General features: G+C 62.9%; 15 protein-coding genes and 8 tRNA genes. 6 read left to right on the forward strand and 17 right to left on the reverse strand.

The features are described 5' to 3' along the window. Positions 1 to 609: 609 nt before the first annotated feature. The 10 genes from RQH86_RS06205 to RQH86_RS06250 all read right to left on the reverse strand — a co-directional run bounded on the left by RQH86_RS06205 (position 610) and on the right by RQH86_RS06250 (position 10,044). Complete coding sequence (locus RQH86_RS06205) at positions 610 to 2,580, reverse strand: peptidylprolyl isomerase (protein ID WP_311239710.1); 1,971 nt, start codon at positions 2,578 to 2,580, stop codon at positions 610 to 612. Between the two features lie 289 nt (positions 2,581 to 2,869). After that, positions 2,870 to 2,946: transfer RNA gene (locus tag RQH86_RS06210), tRNA-Asp, on the reverse strand. A 92-nt stretch (positions 2,947 to 3,038) separates the two neighbouring features. Next, positions 3,039 to 3,115, reverse strand: a tRNA-Asp gene (locus RQH86_RS06215). Between the two features lie 27 nt (positions 3,116 to 3,142). After that, a tRNA-Val gene (locus RQH86_RS06220) sits at positions 3,143 to 3,217 on the reverse strand. An 11-nt stretch (positions 3,218 to 3,228) separates the two neighbouring features. Continuing rightward, a complete protein-coding gene (locus RQH86_RS06225) occupies positions 3,229 to 3,501 on the reverse strand; it encodes an HU family DNA-binding protein (RefSeq protein WP_002806049.1) in 273 nt (90 codons plus the stop codon). A gap of 214 nt (positions 3,502 to 3,715) precedes the next feature. Then, entirely contained in the window at positions 3,716 to 6,187 is a 2,472-nt protein-coding gene (gene lon, locus RQH86_RS06230; protein ID WP_055845973.1) for an endopeptidase La, read from the reverse strand. Between the two features lie 145 nt (positions 6,188 to 6,332). Then, the gene (clpX, locus tag RQH86_RS06235) at positions 6,333 to 7,619 is read right to left on the reverse strand and encodes an ATP-dependent Clp protease ATP-binding subunit ClpX (protein WP_055845975.1); all 1,287 of its coding nucleotides are present in this window, start codon (positions 7,617 to 7,619) and stop codon (positions 6,333 to 6,335) included. Between the two features lie 125 nt (positions 7,620 to 7,744). Continuing rightward, positions 7,745 to 8,371: an ATP-dependent Clp endopeptidase proteolytic subunit ClpP gene (clpP, locus tag RQH86_RS06240; protein ID WP_055845978.1), complete on the reverse strand. Its 627-nt coding sequence runs from the start codon at positions 8,369 to 8,371 to the stop codon at positions 7,745 to 7,747. A gap of 95 nt (positions 8,372 to 8,466) precedes the next feature. Next, entirely contained in the window at positions 8,467 to 9,759 is a 1,293-nt protein-coding gene (gene tig, locus RQH86_RS06245; protein ID WP_311239711.1) for a trigger factor, read from the reverse strand. A 200-nt stretch (positions 9,760 to 9,959) separates the two neighbouring features. Then, a tRNA-Leu gene (locus tag RQH86_RS06250) sits at positions 9,960 to 10,044 on the reverse strand. 272 nt (positions 10,045 to 10,316) lie between these two features. Here RQH86_RS06250 and RQH86_RS06255 point away from each other — a divergent pair. After that, a complete protein-coding gene (locus RQH86_RS06255; RefSeq protein WP_311239712.1) occupies positions 10,317 to 11,585 on the forward strand; it encodes a PAS domain-containing protein in 1,269 nt (422 codons plus the stop codon). A gap of 729 nt (positions 11,586 to 12,314) precedes the next feature. Next, complete coding sequence (locus tag RQH86_RS06260) at positions 12,315 to 13,577, forward strand: lipase family protein (protein ID WP_311239713.1); 1,263 nt, start codon at positions 12,315 to 12,317, stop codon at positions 13,575 to 13,577. Between the two features lie 268 nt (positions 13,578 to 13,845). On the opposite strand, the gene RQH86_RS06265 is transcribed toward RQH86_RS06260, so the two are convergent. The 4 genes from RQH86_RS06265 to RQH86_RS06280 form a co-directional block, all read right to left on the reverse strand. Further along, positions 13,846 to 13,921: transfer RNA gene (locus tag RQH86_RS06265), tRNA-Lys, on the reverse strand. An 83-nt stretch (positions 13,922 to 14,004) separates the two neighbouring features. Continuing rightward, positions 14,005 to 14,081: transfer RNA gene (locus RQH86_RS06270), tRNA-His, on the reverse strand. Between the two features lie 32 nt (positions 14,082 to 14,113). After that, a tRNA-Arg gene (locus tag RQH86_RS06275) sits at positions 14,114 to 14,190 on the reverse strand. A gap of 42 nt (positions 14,191 to 14,232) precedes the next feature. Beyond that, positions 14,233 to 14,309: transfer RNA gene (locus RQH86_RS06280), tRNA-Pro, on the reverse strand. Between the two features lie 150 nt (positions 14,310 to 14,459). Here RQH86_RS06280 and RQH86_RS06285 point away from each other — a divergent pair. After that, positions 14,460 to 15,221, forward strand: a complete 762-nt coding sequence (locus tag RQH86_RS06285) for a Bax inhibitor-1/YccA family protein (protein ID WP_115512378.1) — start codon at positions 14,460 to 14,462, stop codon at positions 15,219 to 15,221. A 136-nt stretch (positions 15,222 to 15,357) separates the two neighbouring features. Here RQH86_RS06285 and RQH86_RS06290 read toward each other — a convergent pair whose 3' ends face one another. From RQH86_RS06290 to grxC, 3 genes are all read right to left on the reverse strand, one after another. Continuing rightward, positions 15,358 to 16,365: an isocitrate dehydrogenase gene (locus RQH86_RS06290; RefSeq protein WP_006451741.1), complete on the reverse strand. Its 1,008-nt coding sequence runs from the start codon at positions 16,363 to 16,365 to the stop codon at positions 15,358 to 15,360. 330 nt (positions 16,366 to 16,695) lie between these two features. After that, positions 16,696 to 17,091, reverse strand: a complete 396-nt coding sequence (locus tag RQH86_RS06295) for a carboxymuconolactone decarboxylase family protein (RefSeq protein WP_011036180.1) — start codon at positions 17,089 to 17,091, stop codon at positions 16,696 to 16,698. Beyond that, positions 17,088 to 17,393 (reverse strand): glutaredoxin 3, encoded by a 306-nt coding sequence (gene grxC, locus RQH86_RS06300; protein WP_055845990.1) that lies wholly within the window; start codon positions 17,391 to 17,393, stop codon positions 17,088 to 17,090. The genes RQH86_RS06295 and grxC overlap by 4 nt, the downstream gene beginning before the upstream one ends. Before the next feature lie 149 nt (positions 17,394 to 17,542). Here grxC and RQH86_RS06305 point away from each other — a divergent pair, with 149 nt between their 5' ends. The 3 genes from RQH86_RS06305 (at position 17,543) to phoR (ending at position 21,463) form a co-directional block, all read left to right on the forward strand. Beyond that, complete coding sequence (locus RQH86_RS06305; RefSeq protein WP_115559910.1) at positions 17,543 to 19,189, forward strand: M48 family metalloprotease; 1,647 nt, start codon at positions 17,543 to 17,545, stop codon at positions 19,187 to 19,189. 179 nt (positions 19,190 to 19,368) lie between these two features. Beyond that, positions 19,369 to 20,058 (forward strand): phosphate regulon transcriptional regulator PhoB, encoded by a 690-nt coding sequence (phoB, locus tag RQH86_RS06310; protein WP_002806631.1) that lies wholly within the window; start codon positions 19,369 to 19,371, stop codon positions 20,056 to 20,058. A gap of 76 nt (positions 20,059 to 20,134) precedes the next feature. Then, entirely contained in the window at positions 20,135 to 21,463 is a 1,329-nt protein-coding gene (gene phoR / locus RQH86_RS06315; RefSeq protein WP_055845995.1) for a phosphate regulon sensor histidine kinase PhoR, read from the forward strand. The last annotated feature ends 118 nt before the right edge of the window (positions 21,464 to 21,581 follow it).

Here is a 21,581-nt window from a genome sequence, read left to right on the forward strand (position 1 = left end):
TATCACGAGCTTCGCTGTCTCGATAACTGTCGTTTAAGAACACATCCAGGCCTCGAGAGCGCTTTGACCTCTGCATTGCATGGCATCGCGTGCGCTTTGATAGCGCGCTGGTCGACACAGCAACGTAGTGCATCGGTGAACAAGTCATCGGACTTCAGCTTCCTGCACTGATTTCAGCTGCCCGAACTTGAGAACGAGGCGCCCGCATGGTCCAAGAGCGGCTGGAGCAGCGCTGGCCGCATCTTCGCGGCCAACATCCAAGCCGCATGTCCACGACGAAAGCAACGCGTCTCTTTACCGCTAAGAGCGGCTAAAGGAACGTAGCGCGTAATCGTCAGGAGGGCGTAGACGGAGCACTCGGAACCGGAGCCTAGGAGCGGAACATGCCGCACCGCATACAGGCCGTGCCCGTCTGGCGGCTACGCGGTGGTTTATTAGCCGCTCTTACCGCGCAGTGCATACCCAATCGCAGATTGCGTGAGCTTCGACTACGTCCCACGTCGCATCGATGGCACAACACGAGCGCCACTCCGCTGCACACCGTAAACAGCCCCAAAGAAAAAGCCCGGTCGCCCGGGCTCGCTCTTTTCATCCGTCGACAACACGCCGTTACAGCTGTGTTTCTTCGATCTGAATCTTGTAACGCTTGCGCATCTCCTTGACGTAGGACTGCGCGGCGTTGTTGCCGTCGATCTGGCTCAGCTGCTCGCGCAGCATCGTCTGCTGCTCGGCCGGCATCTGCTTCAGGTCGCCCGGCGTGGCCTTGCTGATCACGAACACCGCAAAGCGGCCGCCATCCAGCTCCACCTTACCCACCGACGGCTTGCCCTCGGTCGGACGCGGCGCGCTGAAGATTGTCCGATTTGCGGCCGGCGTCGGAATCGGCGCAGTGCGCGGCAGGCCCGGGATCGGCTGCACCTGCAGCTTCTCGCTCGCCGCCAGCGCCTGCAGGGTTTCACCCTTCTGCACGCGTGCCAGCAGCGCATCGGCGGCCGCGGCTGCAGCCTTCTCGGTACGGTCGGCATGTACCGCCGCAATCACCTTGTCGCGCACCTTGTCCAACGGCAACGCCTGCTCGGCGGTGTGGTTGGTCACGCGCAACATCACACTGTGGTTCGGAGCGATGGTGATCGGGTCGCTCACCGTGCCGTCCTGCACCAACGTTTCGGAGAACGCCGAACGCAGCACCGCCGGATTGGCCGCAATACCGCTGGCGTTGGTGCGCGAGAACGGGCCGAGGGTCTGCACCGGCAGACCGACCTGCTTGGCCGCCGGCTCCAGCGCAGTCGGATTCTTGTAGACCTGGTCCACCAGCTTGCCGCTGATATCGGCATACGCCTTGTCGGCATCGGCCTTGAGCTGCTCGGCAGCAAGCTGGTCGCGCACCTGCTCGAACGACTTGCCCTGCCCGCCCTTGACCTCACGCAGCTGGATCACGTGATAGCCGAACTCGGTCTTGATCGGCCCGACCACATCGCCAGCCTTCATCGAAAACAGCGCGTCTTCGAACGGCTTGACCATGGTGCCCTTCTCGACCCAACCCAGATCGCCACCGGCATCCTTGGAGCCCGGATCCTGCGAATTGGCCTTGGCCAGCGCTGCGAAATCGGCACCTGGCTGCTTGGCCTCCGTCGCGAGCTTGGCCGCCTTGGCTTCGGCAGCCTTTTGCGCAGCAGCATCGCTACCGGCGCTGATCAGAATGTGCGACGCCAACCGTTGATCCGGCTCGACAAAGCGCGCCTTTTCTTCTTCATAGCGCTTACGCAACGTCGCCTCGTCAGCTGCCGTGGCCGGCGGCATCGTGGCGGCATTGAGCTCGACGTATTCGATGCTCACGGTCTCCGGCTGACGGAAATCCTGTGTATGCGCGTCATACCACTGCTTGATCTGCGCATCGTTGACCGGCGCGGTATCGGCGGCCGGCGCCGGCAACATCGCCAACTCCACATCGCGCGTTTCGCCCATCAGCTTGAGCAGGCGCTCGAACTCGGCCTTGGTTGCAAAACCCGATTCGGCGACGGCCTGCGGGATCACCGACTGCTGCAAGCTGTCGCGCACAAGCGCATCGAACTGCGCCGGCGTGCGCGGCGGTGTGCCTTGTGCGAGTGCGGCGCGGTACTGGTCAGGGCTGAACTTGCCATCGACCTGGAACGCCTGAATATTGGTGATGTAATCGCGCACCGTGGCGTCGCCGATCACGATACCGGCATCTTCGGCACCCAGGCGAATCACTTGCTCGTCCACCAGCTGGTCGAGCACCTGTAGCTTGTTTTCGCGGGATTCGAACGTGCGCGGGTCGAAGTTCTCGCCCTGACGCTGGCGCTCCTGCATGCGCGCCTGTTCGAAGCGTGCGCGGAAATCCTGCGTGCTGATTTCGTGGTGCTGCCACAGCAGCGAGATCGGCCACCAGGTCGGCGCGGATTTCCACCACGTCGGCGGCGCCTGCACCTTGGCCACATTGTTGGCGCCAATGCCGCCCAGGTAGCTGTTGTCGATGACGAACAGGAACGGAATCATCAGCAACCCCAGGATGGCGGTAGCGATCCAGCCTGACGTCTTGTCGCGAAGTTTCTGCAGCATTGGCAAATCACGGCCTGTGGGCGAGCCGGGCAGTGTAACCCGCTTGACGCCATGCACCCAGCCCGACGCCCGTCAGGCGCGGGTCAAGATGCAGAAAAGTGCAGTCGTGAATGGAAGAGACGTGAAGATCGCCGCACCTCACAGGCGCCATGGAGTCGGCGCATTGACTTACCGCCGCGCACAGCCTGCGCTCCATTCACCGCAGACCCATGCGCTATCGCGTCATGGGACAAGGTTCAAACGCTCCAAAAAAAAGCCCCCGGCACAAGGCCGAGGGCTTCGGTGTAACTGGCGGAGCGGACGGGACTCGAACCCGCGACCTCCGGCGTGACAGGCCAGCATTCTAACCAGCTGAACTACCGCTCCGCTTTAAACTTAGACATCTACCCCACGGCATTCGCATTGCAAATGCTGTGGAGAAAACGAAGCCCCCAATCGCTCAGGGGCTTCGGTGTAACTGGCGGAGCGGACGGGACTCGAACCCGCGACCTCCGGCGTGACAGGCCAGCATTCTAACCAGCTGAACTACCGCTCCGCGCTTAAAACTTTGCTTGGTGCTTAGTGGTGGGTGCTGAGGGTTTCGAACCCCCGACCCTCTCCGTGTAAGGGAGACGCTCTACCGCTGAGCTAAGCACCCTAGCGAGTCGATTAGTTTACTGCATCCTTCAGGGCTTTGCCAGCCTTGAATGCAGGATTCTTCGAAGCAGCGATCTTGATGCTGTCGCCCGTCTTCGGATTGCGGCCGGTACGCTCAGCGCGCTCGCGGACCTGGAAGGTGCCGAAGCCAACGAGGGTGACAGCGTCGCCCTTCTTCAGCGCCTTGGTGATTTCGCTCACAACCGCGTCGACAGCACGGCCAGCTTCAGCCTTGGAGATGTCAGCGGCAGCGGCAACGCCATCGATCAATTCGGTTTTATTCATTCTTGAAACTCCCTTTGCGGCAGATGCCGCGGAATCGACAATCGGCGCTCTTGCCGTTAGCGAAGAACCCGACACAAGTGGTATCGCGTGACGCATCACATTTTGCCGCGCCCACGAGTCGTGCATTTATACCAGCGCCCCCAACAGCGCGCAAGCCAAAACCCAATAACGACGCGGGTTTTGGCTTGTTTCGGGACGTCTTAGACAGCGCACGTTAGTGCTTGACGCGGGTACCCGGGGTAGTACGCGACTTGCCGCGCACGGCAACGCGCGACGCAGTCTTGCGGGCCTTTTCCTTGCCTGCCTTCTTCGGTGCGAGCGGACGCTCCAGGGCGAGATCCAGCACTTCGTCGATCCACTTGACCGGCACGATCTTCAAATCGCGCGTGACGTTGGCCGGGATATCGGCCAGGTCCTTGCGGTTCTCGTCCGGGATCAACACGGTGCGGATGCCACCGCGCAGTGCCGCCAGCAATTTCTCCTTCAAGCCGCCGATTGCCGACACACGACCGCGCAGCGTGATCTCGCCGGTCATCGCCACATCGGCGCGGATCGGCACCTTGGTCAATACCGATACCAACGACGTCACCATCGCGATACCTGCGCTGGGGCCGTCCTTCGGTGTGGCGCCATCGGGCACGTGCACATGTACGTCCTGTTTCTGCAGGAAATCCACATCGATGCCCAGACGCTCGGCGCGCGAACGTACCACCGACAGCGCAGCCGATGCAGACTCCTTCATGACGTTACCAAGCTGACCGGTCAGGATCAGGTTGCCCTTGCCCGGCACCAACGTCGATTCGACCTGCAACAACTCGCCGCCGACTTCGGTCCAGGCCAGACCGGTGACCAGACCGATTTCGTTTTCTTCTTCGGCGCGACCGAAGTCGAAGCGACGCACGCCCAGGTACTTGTCGAGATTCTTCGAGCCGACCGTCATCAACGCCTTCGGCTTGCCCTTCTTGGCGACCACTTTCTTCGCTGCCGGCTGCGGGCCGGCAAGCGCGATTTCCTTGACCACCTTGCGGCAGATCTTGGCGATTTCGCGCTCCAGATTACGCACGCCGGATTCGCGGGTGTAATAGCGCACCACATCCTGGATGGCGTCGCTGCCGATTTCGATCTCTTCCGGCTTCAGGCCGTTGGCCTTGATCTGCTTGGGCACCAGGTAACGCATCGCGATGTTGAGCTTTTCATCCTCGGTGTAGCCGGGGATGCGGATCACTTCCATGCGGTCCAGCAGCGGGCCAGGGATATTGAGCGAGTTGGAGGTGGCGACGAACATCACTTCCGACAGGTCCAGATCCACTTCCAGATAATGGTCGTTGAAGGAATGGTTCTGCTCGGGATCGAGCACTTCCAGCAACGCCGACGACGGGTCGCCGCGGAAGTCCATCGACATCTTGTCGATCTCGTCCAGCAGGAACAGCGGGTTCTTGCTGCCGACCTTGTTGAGGTTCTGCACTAGGCGACCCGGCATCGAGCCGACGTAGGTCCGGCGATGGCCACGGATCTCGGCCTCGTCACGGATGCCGCCCAGGCTCATGCGCACGAACTTGCGGTTGGTCGCCTTGGCGATCGACTGGCCGAGCGAGGTCTTGCCCACGCCAGGCGGGCCGACCAGGCACAGGATCGGACCCTTCATCTGCTTCACCCGCGACTGCACTGCCAAGTACTCGAGGATGCGCTCCTTGACTTTGTCCAGGCCGTAGTGATCGGCGTCCAGCGTGTCTTCGGCAACCTTCAGATCCTTGCGGACCTTGGTGCGCTTCTTCCACGGCACGCCCAGCAACCAGTCCAGATAGTTGCGTACCACCGCCGCCTCGGCAGACATCGGCGACATCTGCTTGAGCTTGTTGAGCTCGGCCTTGGCCTTGGTCTCGACCGGCTTGGGCATGCCGGACTCGGCGATCTTGCGCGCAAGCTCTTCCAGTTCGCCCGGCGCATCGTCCAGATCGCCCAGCTCCTTCTGGATCGCCTTCATCTGTTCGTTGAGGTAATACTCGCGCTGGCTCTTTTCCATCTGCGACTTCACGCGGCCGCGAATGCGCTTTTCCAGCTGCTGCACGTCGATTTCGCCATCCACCAGCCCAACCAGCAGCTCCAGGCGTTCACCGATCTCGGTGATCTCCAGCAGGCGCTGCTTGTCGGCCAGACGCACACCGATATGGGCGGCGATGGTGTCGGCCAGACGGCCCGGCTCGTCGATGCCGGCCAGGGTCTGCAGCAACTCCGGCGGCAGCTTGCGGTTGGTCTTGACGTACTGCTCGAACAGGGACATCAGCGAGCGTGCGATCGCTTCGACTTCGCGCGGCTCACGGCCATCGCTGGCCTCCACTTCGGTGCCCTGCCCCTGCAGTGCGCCGTCCAGTTCGACGACCTTGTCGACGGTGACCCGCGACAAGCCCTCGACCAGCACCTTGATGGTGCCATCGGGCAATTTGAGCAGTTGCAGCACCTGCGCCAGGGTGCCGACGGTGTACAGATCGCCGGCCGCCGGGTCGTCGGTTTCAGCCGACTTCTGCGCCACCAGCAGGATGCGCTTGTCCGCCTCCATGGCCTTTTCCAGCGCGCGCATCGACTTGTCACGTCCGACGAACAGCGGGATCACCATGTGCGGAAACACCACCACGTCGCGCAGCGGCAACACCGGCAGATCGAGAACTTCTGGTTGGGACTGGGCCATGGGGCGCTCCGCAGGAATCGGGGAAATTAGGGCGTAAAAAAAGCCGATGGCCCCGTTATGGGGCCATCGGCGAGGTGTTGCAAGTAGCTGTCGGAAACCCTTTATCCGCGAGCGGGGCCAAGGCCTGGCAACGCGAATGCGGAGCTCAATCGCCGGACGCAGCCTTGGCCGGGGCCGGTTGCGCCTGGTAGATCAGATACGGCTCGGATTTGTGCTCGATCACCGACTCGTCCACCACGACCTTGCTCACATTTTCCTGCGAAGGCAGCTCGTACATCGTATCCAGCAGCACCGATTCGACGATGGTGCGCAGACCACGCGCGCCGGTCTTGCGCTTGAGCGCCTTCTTGGCGATCGCAGACAGTGCGTCCGGGCGGAACTCAAGTTCCACGCCTTCCATGTCGAACAGCTTCTTGAACTGCTTGGTAATGGCGTTCTTGGGCTCGGTCAGAATCTTGATCAGTGCCGGCTCGTCCAGCTCCTCAAGCGTGGCGACCACCGGCAGGCGGCCCACGAACTCGGGAATCAGACCGAACTTGATCAAATCTTCCGGCTCGACCTCTGCCAGGATCTTGCCGACTTCCTGCTTGCGCTCGCTGCTCTTGACCTTGGCACCGAAGCCGATGCCGCCAGCGTCGTTAGAGCGCGCCTGGATGACCTTATCCAGACCGGCGAACGCGCCGCCGCAGATGAACAGGATGTTCTTGGTGTCGACCTGCAGGAATTCCTGCTGCGGATGCTTACGCCCACCCTGCGGCGGCACCGAGGCAACCGTGCCTTCGATCAGCTTCAGCAGCGCCTGCTGCACACCTTCGCCGGACACATCGCGGGTGATCGACGGGTTCTCGCTCTTGCGCGAGATCTTGTCGATTTCGTCGATATAGACGATGCCCTGCTGCGCTTTTTCGACGTCGTAGTCGCACTTCTGCAGCAGCTTCTGGATGATGTTTTCCACGTCCTCGCCGACATAGCCGGCCTCGGTCAGCGTGGTGGCATCGGCGATCGTGAACGGCACATTGAGCAGGCGCGCCAGCGTTTCGGCCAGCAGCGTCTTACCCGAACCGGTCGGACCGACCAGCAGTATGTTGGATTTGGCGAGTTCGACTTCGTCGTTCTTGCTGCGGCTCTCGATACGCTTGTAGTGGTTGTACACCGCCACGGCGAGCGTGCGCTTGGCGCGCAGCTGCCCGATCACGTATTGATCCAGCACTTCGAGGATCTCGCGCGGCTTGGGCAGACTGGAACGTGCCGATTGCGCCTTCTCTTCGAGTTCCTCACGGATGATGTCGTTGCACAGCTCAACGCATTCATCGCAGATGAATACGCTGGGACCGGCAATCAGCTTGCGGACTTCATGCTGACTCTTACCGCAGAACGAGCAGTAGAGAATCTTGTTGCTGTCGCCGGAACGACCTTGGCGGTCTTCGCTCATGCTTCTGTTACCCAGTTACCCCACCCGATGCACGGGGGTTCGATTTCGAGAATAGCACAGGGTCGGGAGGACGTTCGCCCCGCCCGACCCTGCCGGTTTTTCCTGCAATTTCAGCGACCTGGCGATCAAGACGGCTGGATCGACTCTTCCGGACGACGCTCCAGCACCTGATCCACCAGACCATAGGCCTGTGCATCGACCGCGCTCTTGAAGTTGTCGCGTTCGGTGTCGCGCGCAATGGTCTCCAACGACTGGCCAGTGTGCTTGGCGAGGATCTCGTTCAGGCGCGAACGCAGGGTCAGGATCTCGCGCGCATGGATGTCGATATCGGTCGCCTGGCCCTGGAAACCGCCCAGCGGCTGATGGATCATCACGCGCGAATTCGGCAGCGCATAGCGCTTGCCGGCCGCGCCCGATGCCAGCAGCAGCGCGCCCATCGAGGCGGCCTGGCCGACGCAGATGGTGGCCACGTCCGGCTTGATGTACTGCATGGTGTCGTAGATCGCCATGCCGGCGGTGACCACGCCACCGGGCGAATTGATGTAGATGCTGATGTCCTTTTCCGGATTATCCGCTTCCAGAAACAGCAACTGAGCCACGATCACGTTGGCCATATGGTCGTCGATCGGACCGACCAGGAAGATCAGACGCTCCTTGAGCAGACGCGAGTAGATGTCATACGCACGCTCGCCACGGCTGGTCTGTTCGACCACCATCGGCACCAGATTCAGGGCTTTGGTCACAATGCTCATCGGTCTTCCTGTTGTGGCACCAGCTTGCGCCGATAACCGGGTTTGACGTCCGCATCCCAGCCAGCGGGATGCGGGTTGGTGTCACACCGCCGCTTTTAGACGCGGATCGCGTCCTGGAACGACAGCGGCTGCTCGGTGTGCTGGGCGCGCTCGGCGATCCAGTCGATCACCTGCTCCTCCATCACACGGCTCTGCAGCCCACCCATCAGTTGGGGATCGTTGCGGTACATCTCAATGACCTGTTCCGGCTCTTCGTAGGTCGAGGCGATCAGACGCAGCGTTTCGCTGACGCGCTTGGACTCCAGCCGCAGTTCGTTGCGGCGTGCCACTTCACCGACCAGCAGACCGACCAGCACGCGCTTGGCGGCGGCATCCATGAAACCCTGGTGTGCATCGTCCGGCACCTGGCCTGGATCGCGACCGCTGCGGCGCACCTGCTCGACCTGCTGGGCCAGCATCGAACGGGCCTCGTTCTCGACCAGACGGGGCGGCATCTCGACGTGCGCGTAGGCGGCGATCAGCTGCTCACCCACTTCGCGACGCAGGCGGTTCATCAGCGCACCCTTGAGCTCGCGCTCCAGGTTGGTACGGATGTCGGCGCGGAACTGCTCGGCATCGCCGCTCTTGACGCCGAAGCTCTTGATGAACTCCTTGTCCACCACCGGCAGCACCGGCTCGGACACTTCAACTGCTTTGACATGCACCTGCACGGTCTTGCCAGCCAGCTGCGGCACGCGCCACTCGGCCGGGAAATCGATAGTCAGGGCCTTGTCTTCACCCTTGGCCAGGCCTTCCAGGCCCTTTTCGATCTGGTCGAACATCACGCCCGAGCCCAACACGCTGCTGCCGGTTTCCACGCCTTCGGCGGGCAGACGCTCGTCGCCGGCCTGCGACCAGGTCTCCAGCGCCACCAGATCGCCAACCTGCGCGCCGCGCACGACCGGGTTCCAGGTACGGCGCTGCAGACGCAGATTTTCGATCATCTGGTCGATGTCGGCGTCGGTCACGTCGGCGGTGTGACGCACCACTGACAGCTTGGCCACATCGATATCGCCGAAGTCCGGCACCACTTCGAAGGTGGCGACGAAGTCGAAATCGCTTTCGCCCTGATCGATGCGCGGGTTGCCGGCCAGACGCAGCGAGTGCTCGCGCACGGCCGAGTCGAAGGTTTCACGCAGCAGGCCTTCCATCGCCTCGGCACGCACCTGCTGACCGAAGCGCTGCTCGATGACCTTGGTCGGCACCTTGCCGGGACGGAAGCCCTTGATGCGCGTGGTCCGCGCCAGTTCGCGCAGGCGGCCACCGACGTGGGTCTCCAGACGCTCCTGCGGCAGGGTGAAGGTCAGGCGGCGTTCCAGATTGCCGGTGGATTCGATCGATGCTTGCATGTTGACTCCTGCCACCGACAGCACAAGCGTCGGCACGAGATGGAAGAGACGGGTTGACGGATGGCGAGAATGCCGCCGAGCCTTGTAGTTTCGCCGATAACGGCGACGGCTGCCAGCGGAACGAGCGCACTGGCGTTTGCAGCGGAAAAGACGGTTTTGCCGGAGCGGCAGCGGCCGGAGCACTCACGGCCGCACTGCATTGGTGCGAAAGGGGGGACTCGAACCCCCACGCCTTGCGGCGTCAGAACCTAAATCTGGTGCGTCTACCAATTCCGCCACTTTCGCGATGTCGCAGGTGCGTGCGCATTGTTGCAGGGATGCCGGCAAAGAAAAAGCGCCGCGAACGGGCTGCCAAGGCCGCGCGCCGGGTTCAGGCAGGCATGGCAGGCATGCACCTGCCAAATCGGCGCTCCGGAGGTGCCCGCCAACCGAACTCAAGTGAACGATTCACCCCACAGCCTGATCCCAGCCCAAACCTGATGCTTTTGCGTGTACATGACTGCGTCAATATTTGCGAAAATTCCGTTAAGCCCAAGTCGAGAGAGCGCGCCGTCGCAATGAGAGACCGATACCGTCAGATCGTGGCACTGTCGCGAGACTGCATCAAAGAGATCGACCTCGACGGGCGGATCACGGCGATCAATGCCAATGGACTGACAGTCTTGGGCGCCAGTCGCCCCGAGCAGTTGCTTTCTCGCCCGTGGCGGGACTTCTGGCCTGCGGGAGCCGTCGGCTTGATCGATACGGCACTTACTGCATCGCTCGCGGGCGCGGTGCACGAGTTCGAGGCCAGCTGCGTCAACTTCGTTGGCGTGCGCCAGACCTGGCAGGTGGTCACCAGTCCGTTGTTCGACGCAGACGGCAACGTCGAGGCGATCCTGGCGGTCAGCAAGAACATTTCCGACCGCCGTGCGTTGGAAGCTGCCTTCCATACACTGGATCGTACCTTGAAGGCAGAGCGCGAGTTCTCCACGGGCGCATTGATGCTGGCACGCACGCGCGAGAATTCTCTATCGACCGAGCTGCACAGCCTGCGCGATCTGCAAGAGCGCATCGAGGACGATCTGGACATTGCGCGCGCCGCACAAGGTGCTGCCGAACGAATTTCCGAACAGGCACAGAAAGGCGAGGCGGTCGGGCAACTGCTGGCCGGCGTGGTGCACGATCTGAACAATGTGCTGCAAGCCGCCACCTCGGCGATCGACCTGGTGGTCCAGCGTGGGCAGATCGACGCACAGGACACCAAACTGCTCGGCGTGGCCGATGCCGCGCTTCAACATGGCTCGGTCATGGCGCAGCGCCTGGTTGGATTTTCGCGCCAGTATCCGTATAGCCCCGAACCTGTTGACCTTGCCGCACTAGCCGACCAGCTCAATCCGTTGCTGGAACAGGTCATCGGCACAGACCTGCGCTTGCAGGTGAACACTGCTGCGGGCGGATGCTGCGCCATGGTCGACCGGCATACGGTGGAACGCGCGATCTTGAACCTGGTCATCAATGCACGCGATGCCTGCGCAAGCGGTGGCGTCATCCGTGTGGAGACCGGCCAAACGCAGGTCGCCAAGGCCGATGCAACCTTGACCAAACCCGCTGGCGAGTTCGCCACCATCGCGGTTGCCGATGACGGGCATGGCATGGACAGCCATGTGCAGTCGCGTCTATTCGAGGCGTACTTCACCACCAAGAGCGCAGACAAGGGAGCCGGGCTGGGCCTGGCGCAGGTTTACAGCGCGGTGCGCCAGGCAGGCGGCTTTATCGACGTGACATCGGCACCGGGCAAGGGCGCGCGTTTCCTGCTTGCGTTTCCGCGCGTGGACCAGGCGTAACACTCGGTTGGCGAATGCAGACATGCACGGCTGCATGCGCGCGCGGTGCAGGTAAATTGACGTAAATCGCTAATTGCGTCGATTGCACGCGGCGTTGTAATTGCAGACTTCTTTCACCACTGCCTGCAACATATCGGCAACACCCTTGCCTTAATCGAGGTAAAGGGAAGTTTCGAATATCTAAGGCGGCAGTTGGTAGCCTGCTGATCCAGTGATGCAGCAGCATCCATTCGGTATTCGATACTTCTTACTTAATGCCCATGCAGGTCGTTCCGACATAGATATGTCGCGCTGCCTACCGGGCGACTGCATGCAGTCGCCGCCATAGTGAGTTACAAGCAGGGAACCAGGCGTCGCGCACCTCTCTGCCACCTTCCATCACTCTGCGAATCTATTGCGTCAAACACCCGATAAACGCGGAGCGGCGATTAATCGCGTCAGACCGCGCGCGTTCGCGCTGGGAGTGCGGGCTTCGTTGTTGGGAAATCCTGGCCTGCCCCACAAGCACATCATCTGGCGCTGTTAACTCGCACTCGCATTGTCGGCATATCGCGTGCCGCTTTTTTTGAAAGCCCACTGGCCGATACGCACCCGACTGCACGTCGTTATCGGATACAAAACTTGCACCAACGCCAGCAAGGGATTGCGTCGCAGCGGAAGCTTTCGAGTTCCCGGTCGCTCCCCACGCAATCCGCACTTCTCGGGTAACTACACATGAGACACCACTCCATGGTCCAGATACGGAATCGCAATGCGTCACGCCTGTTCACTGCCATTGGCACTGCACTGGCTTTTCTGCCGATGATCGCAATGGCATCGCCTGCGCGCGGCACCCTGCTCAACAGTAACTTCCTGACCAGCTATACCCGCTCGGCACTTGCCGCCTTGCTGCCCGACGACAAGGCCAGCGACCTTCCGACATGCGATGTTCGCGTGGCCGAGTTCACCTACGCCACGATCGGTGTCCAGGGAGAGCCGACCACCGCGTCGGGCGTTCTGCTGGTGCCGGGCGGCACACGCTGCACAGGCCCATACCCGTTGCTGAGCTGGAACCAGGGCACCCAACCCAAACGTACTGCGGAACAGGCGAAGGACATCCGCGATGCAAAGGGCGACGACCCGCTTGTCACTCGATTGGCAGGCAAGGGCTATGTGGTGGTCAGCACCGATTATCTGGGATTGGGCAAGTCGCAGTATCCGTTCCATCCTTATCTGCACGCGGCCACCGAGGCCAGTGCGAGCATCGACGCGATGCGCGCCGCACGCCAGGTTCTGGCACGTTTGCACACGCCACTATCGAGCAAGGTCATGCTGTCGGGATATTCGCAAGGCGGGCATGCCGCGATGGCGACCCAGCGCGAGATCGAGGCGCACGATTCCAAGGAATTCAATCTGGTTGCCAGCGCGCCGATCTCCGGGCCGTATGCGCTGAGTCAGACCTTCCTGGACAGCTGGAGCGGAACCAATGCGGTTGGCGAAAGCACCTTCGGCCTGGTGCTGGCCACTTACGCGCTGGTCGGCATGCAGCATGCTTATCACAACATCTATCTCGCTCCGTCGCAGGTCTTTCAGGACCCGTGGGCGAGCAAGGTCGAGGGTTACTTTCCGGGTAAGGATGAGCTGACCGATCTTGCGATCGGCGACGCGCTGCCGGGCATCGACAAGATCGGCAGCTATTTCCAGCCGAGTTTCTACAAGGACGTGCCACGCAATCCGAACAACCCGTTCCGCAAGGATCTGGCGCGCAACGATCTACTGGACTGGACGCCACACACACGCACGCTGCTGTGCGGCTCGTCCAATGACGCCACCGTGCCACTGAAGAACGCCACCACCGCCATCGACAGCTTCAGGCGACACGGCAGTACGCAGGTTTCGGTGCTGGATCTGGGAAGCGGCAACAGCGACGACAACAGCGCTCTGGAGCACCTGATCATCAAGGAGAGCTGCATGATCGCCGTGCGCCAGCAACTGCTGGACAAGCAGCGCTAAAGCCAGGGCGCGTGATGCATCGCTGCGAGGCGAGGCGACAACGCATCAGGCGGTACGCGGAGCATTGTCGCCGCCTTCGGATCGCCACTTCGTCATCTCCAAGATGACGAAGTGGCGATCCGATCGACTTCGCGCACCGACTTGGGCACCAAGCGTTGCGATGAACGCGTAGATGGCTACGCAGCGATGCTGGGAATGCAGTGCGCCCGGACCAGACATCGGCACAAAGAAAAACAGCCACTCAACTTACGCTGAGTGGCTGCCTGTCTGGTGGGCCGTCAAGGATTCGAACCTTGGACCTATTGATTAAGAGTCAACTGCTCTACCAACTGAGCTAACGGCCCTGAAACTGGTCGCACATTGTATGTGCATTTTTGCTTCGTTGCAACACCCCGCGATGCATCGGGTCGAACTTTCCTGCAATCAGTGGGGTGGCTGAGGGGACTCGAACCCCCGACATCTGGAATCACAATCCAGTACTCTAACCAGCTGAGCTACAGCCACCACTGAAAACCTACTTCCTACCGCACCGCCGATGGCGCGCCCGACAGGACTCGAACCTGTAACCGCCGGCTTAGAAGGCCGGTGCTCTATCCGGTTGAGCTACGGGCGCCCGGACCGAACTTCGCATTCCCACGCCGTCAAGAGCTCGGAATGGTCGGGGTAGAGGGATTCGAACCCCCGACATCCTGCTCCCAAAGCAGGCGCGCTACCAGACTGCGCTATACCCCGGCGGGACCTTTCCATCCCGAAGGCTGGAAAGGTCGGCTATTTTGGGAACGATTGGCCTCGCTGTCAATCACTCTGTGTAAATTCGGCGATCCGGTATCCTCGCAGCAACGCTCACCGGTACGGCGAGCACCACTTTCATGGAGAACACGCATGCGCAGCGGTAACCCGGCTCTTCGGGAATCCACGTTCCTCGACCTCGGCTCCGGCTCGGTGGTCACCCGCGACGGTCAGGCAATGACACTCAACGGCACCGTCAACAAGACCGGCCTGCTGTTGCTGATGGCCGTCGCCACCGCTGCGTTTGCCTGGTCGCAATCGATCGGCGCGGACGGCGCGCCGCTGCCGGCAGCACGCCTGTACATGATCGCCGGTGCGATCGGCGGGCTGGTGTTTGCACTGGCGACCAGCTTCAAGCCGACCTGGGCACCGGTCACCGCGCCGCTGTACGCGCTGATTGAAGGCTTTTTCCTGGGCTCGATCTCGGCCGTGTACGAGGCACGTTTCAACGGCATCGTGTTCCAGGCGGTGCTGCTGACCTTCGGCACCATGTTCGCGCTGTTGTTCGCGTATCGCAGCGGCTTGATCAAGGCCACCGAGAACTTCAAGCTGGGTGTGGTCGCGGCCACCGGCGGCATCGCACTGGTGTATCTGGCCACCATCGTGCTGGGCTTCTTCGGTGTGCGCATTCCCTTCATCCACGACTCGGGCCTGATCGGCATCGGCTTCAGTCTGTTCGTGGTGGTGGTGGCAGCACTGAATCTGGTGCTGGACTTCGACTTCATCGAAAGCGGCGTCGAGCAGGGTGCACCCAAGCACATGGAGTGGTACGGCGCGTTCGGCCTGATGGTGACGCTGGTGTGGCTATACATCGAGTTTTTGCGCCTGCTGTCGAAGCTGCAGTCGCGCAATTAAACGGGGAATCGGGATTGGGGAATCGCAACAGCGATCGCTTGGCCTGATGGTTTGACACCGACGTTAAGCAATCCGCTTCCACCAAAAAGAAAGGGCGCCTAGGCGCCCTTTCTTTTTGTGCGATCTACCCGCGCGCTCAGAGGCGGCTGGCGATGGCCTTGGCGAAGCCCATGGTGTTGCCGGTGCCGCCCAGGTCGGGGGTCAGCGAGTCCTTGGCTTCCAGCGTGGCGACAATCGCTTCGCGCAGGCGCTCGGCGTTCTGCGGCTGACCGATGTGGTCCAGCATCTGCGCGGCGCCAAGCAGCAGCGCGCATGGATTGGCCTTGCCCTGCCCTGCGATGTCCGGTGCCGAGCCATGCACGGCCTCGAAGATCGCCGCATCCAGGCCGATGTTGGCACCCGGGGCCAGACCCAGGCCACCGACCAGACCGGCGCACAGGTCGGAGATGATGTCGCCGAACAGGTTGGTGGTCACGATGATGTCGAACTGTTCCGGACGCATCACCAGCTGCATGCAGGTGTTGTCGACGATCATTTCCTGGAATTCGATTTCCGGGTACTGCGTGGCGACGTCACGGGCGACTTTCAGGAACAGGCCCGAGGTCGACTTGATGATGTTGGCCTTATGCACCGCGGTGACCTTCTTGCGGCCGGTGGCGCGCGCCAGGTCGAAGGCGTAGCGCACGATGCGCTCGGAGCCCTTGCGGGTGACGCGGGCGCCGGAGAATGCGGTCTCGCCATCCTCGGACACGGTCTGGCCTTCGCTCAGATACGCGCCTTCGGTGTTTTCGCGCACCGTGATCAGGTCAACGCCATCGGCGAAACGCGATTTGGTGTTGGGGAACGACTTGGCCGGACGCACGTTGGCGTACAGGTCGAACTTGCGACGCATGGCGACGTTGATCGAGCTGAAACCTTCGCCAACCGGCGTGGTCAGCGGGCTTTTCAACGCCACTTTGTTCTTGGTGATCGAGGCCAGGGTGGACTCGGGCAGCAGATCGCCGTGCTTTTCCAGCGCGACCAGGCCAGCGTCGGCGTACTCGTAGGTCAGGCCAGCTTGCAGCGCGTCGAGCACGAACAGCGTGGCATCCATGATCTCCGGGCCAATACCGTCGCCGCGGATGACCGTGATTGTCTGCGTCATAAGGTTGGGGTTCCGAACTTGAAGGGGGGAGCGCCAGCCGTCAAACCCGGCAGAGCGGCGCAAGGAGGTTTCACCGGCAATTATGCCCGATGCCGGTGACCGCGCCCAAACCGACCATCGTCTAAGGGGCCGGCAACAGGGGCAGCGGCCGCAGCGCACGTGGCCCCGGACGGATGCCGAACCGGTGCGTGTCCTCCCAACCCCTGCAGGCTCTCCACGACAGCCCGCGCGGCAGCGCGAACCAGATCCCATGCGCCGGATGGCCACCAGGCCCAAAAACGCAGCGCGCCGCCTCGGTGGGCGGCGCACTGAAGCCACAGCAGCGGTGGATCAGCCGTGGCTGTGTTCGGCCGGCGCAGGCGCGCCGCCTTCGAGCTGGTCGAGGAAATCCACCGCGCGGCGCAGATGCGGGATCACGATGGAGCCACCGACCACCAGGCCAACCGAGAAGGTCTCGAAGAACTCTTCGCGGGTGACGCCGGCCTCCTTGCATTGCGCCACGTGGTAGCTGATGCAGTCGTCGCAACGCAGCACCATCGAGGCGACCAGGCCGAGCAGCTCCTTGGTTTTCACATCCAGCGCGCCGGCCTGGTAGGTCTGGGTATCCAGCGCGAAAAAGCGCCGCACGACCTGATTGGGCTCGGCCAGGATTCGCTGGTTCATGCGCTGGCGGAAGTCGGTGAACTCGCGCAGGCGATCGGCGCTGCCGTCGTCGGAACCACTCATGCCTGGCCGCCCGCAGCGGAGAACAGCGGTTCGAGTTTGCCCGCGCGGTGCATGGCCATCATGTCGTCGTAGCCGCCCACGTGGGTGTCGCCAACGAAGATCTGCGGCACGCTGGTGCGTCGCGCCAGGGCGACCATTTTGTCGCGCTCGACCGGGTCGAGGTCGATCCGCACCTCGGTCCAGGTCTGGCCCTTGCTCTTGAGGAAGTTCTTGGCCGCCACGCAGTAAGGGCAGATGGCGGTGGAATACAGGGTGATCTGCGGGCCGGTGGCCGCGTCCTGCCCGGTGTGGTCTTGGCTCACAGGAAACTCCGTGGTGGGTCTGAGGTTTGATACATGGTAGCGGGCGACTGGAATTTCCATGTCGTCACCGCAACACTGTGGATTAATTGCCGATTCACACCGCTGCGCTGCGCTGCCCGCATGCTCCGCGCACCACCTGGGAGTTTCACTTGCGCCTGCTTCCGCTCGCCACCGCCCTCACCCTGGCCCTTGCCATGGGCGTGGCACCTGCCCAGGAAAGCCGCCTGCCCGATATCGGCTCGTCGGCGGGCGAGCTGCTGACCCCGGCCCGTCAGGCCGAGTACGGCAAGATGATGCTGGCCGAGTTGCGCAACTACGACTACGTGCTGGACGACCCGTTGATCGGCGACTGGCTGCAGACCATGGGCACCCGCCTGGGCGCCAACAGCGACCAACCGCAGCAGCCATTTACCTTTTTCATGCTGCGCGACCGCCAGATCAACGCGTTCGCCACGCTGGGCGGCTATATCGCGGTCAACGCCGGGCTGGTGCTGACCGCCGAGCGCGAGGATGAAGTGGCGGCGGTGCTCTCGCACGAAATCGCCCACGTCACCCAGCAGCACGTGCTGCGCGGAGTGGAGCGGGCGCAGCGCGACCAGATTCCGATCTTGCTCGGCATGCTGGCGGCGGTGGTGGCGGCGCAGCAGGCCGGTGGCAATTCCAAAGGCGATGCCACCATGGCCACCATCACCAGTGCGATGGGGCTGATGCAGCAACGCCAGATCGACTACACCCGCTCCAACGAATCCGAAGCCGACCGACTGGGCATCCGTACGCTGGTGCGCAGCGGCTACGACGTGGACGCGATGGCCGGCTTCTTCGAGCGCATGTCGGTGGCGATGCGCGCCAACGAGGGCGGCTATAGCGCGCCGGACTTCCTGCAGACCCACCCGGTCACCACCACGCGCATCAGCGAGGCCAAGGCGCGCGCCGAGCAGATGAAGAAGAACACCGTGGTGTTGACCACCTCTGTGCCGGGCGGAACGCGCCAGGAGCGCGTGGACCCGGCCGACCCGTCGTTGTCGGAACCATTGAGCCGCAATGGCAACGCGCTGCTGCCGTATGCGCTGCGGCTGCCGGTGGATGCGTTGAGCCGTGGCGGGGATCAACAGAGTTTCGACTGGGCCAAGGAACGTCTGCGCGTGCTCAGTGCGAGCACGCCCGATGCGGCCATTCGCGAATACGAAAACCTGCGCCGCAGTGCCAAGCAAGGCCTGACCGATGCGCAGCGTTACGGGCTGGCGCTGGCACAGCTGCGCAACAGCGGAAGCCGGCCGAGCGAGCCGGTGGCCGAGCTGGCCGGCCTGCTGGAGGCGCATCCGGACAACTTGTGGCTGGCGTTGGGCCTGAGCGAGGCGCAGGCGCGCGTGGGGCAGCGCGAGGCGGCCAATGCGCGCTTCGATGCGCTACTCAAGCGGCTGCCGAACAACCGTGCGGTGGCGTTGACCTATGCCGGCGCGCTCAACGAACAAGCCAGCAAGGAATCCGGTCAGCGCGCGCGCCAGGTGCTGGAACCCCTGCTCTACCGCAACGGCGAAGACCCGTTGCTGCAGCAGACCTACGCCCGCGCCTGCGAACTCGCTGGCGACCATCTGCGCGCCAGCGAAGCCTATGCCGAATCGGCATCGTTAAACGGGCGCCCGGAGCAGGCCCTGATCCAGCTGGAAGCACTGAAAAAGAAGGATCTGGATTATGTGACGCGGGCGCGTGTGGATGCGCGCATCGCTGCGATTACGCCCACCGTGCTGGAGCTGCGTCGCCAGGGCATTCGCGACCCGGACCTTTCCACGCGTTGACAGCTGGCACCGCATTGGCGCCGACGGCGGCATGCGGCGCCCGGGCCTGGAGCCGCTCGCAACGGCTCAGCCCGCTTCGCAAAATGGCAGCCTGTCTACAAGCAGCGCCAGCGATGTCACATTAGAGTCACAAAACCGTAGTCTACTGGCGATCACCAAAGCCAGACGGTAAGCCCCGCGTGCAAAAACGCATTCTAATCGTCGATGACGAACCCGCGATCCGCGACATGGTGGCGTTCGCGCTGCGCAAAGGCGAGTTCGAGCCCATCCATGCCGGCGACGCGCGCGAAGCACAGACCGCCATTGCCGACCGCGTCCCCGACCTGATCCTGCTGGACTGGATGCTGCCGGGCACCAGCGGGCTGGATCTGGCGCGGCGCTGGCGCAAGGAACAGCTGACGCGCGAGATTCCGATCATCATGCTGACCGCGCGTGGCGAAGAAAACGACCGTGTCGGCGGGTTGGAAGCAGGCGTCGACGACTACGTGGTCAAGCCGTTTTCGGCGCGCGAGTTGCTGGCGCGTATCCGTGCGGTGATGCGCCGCACCCGCGAGGACGACGAAGACGGCAGCGTGGCCGTGGGCCGGCTGCGCATCGATGGCGCGGCGCACCGCGTGTTTGCCGGTGATGCGCCGGTGCCGATCGGCCCGACCGAATACCGCCTGCTGCACTTCTTCATGACCCATCCGGAGCGTGTGTACACCCGCACCCAGTTGCTGGACCATGTCTGGGGCGGCAGCGTGTATGTGGAAGAACGCACCATCGATGTGCACATTCGCCGCCTGCGCAAGACGCTGGAACCGTTCGGCCTGGAAAACATGGTGCAGACCGTGCGTGGCTCGGGCTATCGTTTTTCGTCGGCAACTTAAGTACGTGCCGCACGGCAACCCGGCCGCTGCCTGGCCGGGTTGGCTGCCTACCTGACGCTTCGTGGTAACGCCTTCCATGCCCCAACATATCCGTTCCGCCTGGCTCAAGACGCTCGGCACCCTTGCGCTGTTATTGGGCGCTGCCGTCGTAGCGGGCGTGCTGATCGGGCATGTGTGGATGGCACTGACGCTCACCGCGCTGGGCGTGCTGGCCTGGCATTACTGGCGGCTGCGCCAAGTGCTGCGTCGCCTCACCGCACGCCAGCGTGCCGAACCTGCCGCCGGCGTGGGTGCCTGGAACGAACTGGACCGTCTGCTGTATCGCAGCCAGGCCGAAATGCGTGGGCGCAAGCGCCGCTTGATCGACATGCTGCGCACCTACCGCGCCGCCGCGCAGGCGCTGCCGGATGCGGTGGTGGTAGTGGATCGCAACAGCCAGCGCGTGCAGTGGTTCAACAAGGCTGCCGGCGGGCTGCTGGGCTTGCACCATCCCGGCGACATGGGCGTGTCGGTGGTGGAGCGGCTGCAGCCGTTGCCGCTGGCGCACTGGCTGGCAGCCGGTCGCAACGCCGAGCCGATGCTGGATGCGGCCTCGCCAGTGGACCCGGATCTGCGCCTGAATCTGCGCCTGATCCCCTACTCCGACGACTACTGGCTGTTGGTGGCACGCGATGTCAGCAAGCTGCTGCGTCTGGAACAGGTACGTCGCGATTTCGTGGCCAATGTGTCGCACGAGCTGCGCACGCCATTGACGGTGGTGCACGGCTATCTGGACATGCTCGATCCGGAGGACTTCCCGGACTCCGGCCCGATGCTGGCGGAGATGCGCAAGCAGTCGCAGCGCATGGCGCAGCTGGTCGAAGATCTGCTGACCCTGTCGCGGCTGGAATCGCAGGAAGAACTCGGCGAAGAACACGTGGCGATGGCGCCGATGCTTTCGACACTCCGCCGCGAGGCCGAGGCGCATAGCCAGGGCCGGCATACGGTGGACGTGATTGATGAGGCCGGCGTGGACCTGCTCGGCTCCAACAAGGAATTGCACAGCGCGTTTTCCAATCTGGTCACCAACGCGGTGCGTTACACGCCCGGCGGCGGCACGGTGACGATCCGCTTCATGCGCGAAGGCGATGGCGCGGCGTTGGCAGTGCGCGACACCGGCTACGGCATTCCTGCCTCGCATCTGCCGCGCATCACCGAGCGCTTCTATCGCGTGTCCAGCAGCCGCTCGCGCGAGAGCGGCGGCACCGGGCTGGGGCTGTCGATCGTCAAGCACATCCTGGGGCTGCACCAGGCACGGCTGGAGATCGAAAGCGAAGTGGGACGCGGCAGCGAATTCTCGTGCCATTTTGTGGGCGCACGCATCGTGCAGCGCGAACAGTCCCTGCCACTGTCACGCTTGGCATGATATGTAGGGAGTGCGCGTCGCCGCGCGACGCGATGCACCTGCGCAACGCACGTTGCACGCGCTGCACCGCAACGCGCCTGTAGCAACACCGCACACCAACTCGTCTTGATGACCGACT

Origin of the sequence: Xanthomonas sp. WCS2018Noco2-27, assembly GCF_031843525.1 — a bacterium.
Taxonomy (GTDB): Bacteria; Pseudomonadota; Gammaproteobacteria; order Xanthomonadales; family Xanthomonadaceae; genus Xanthomonas.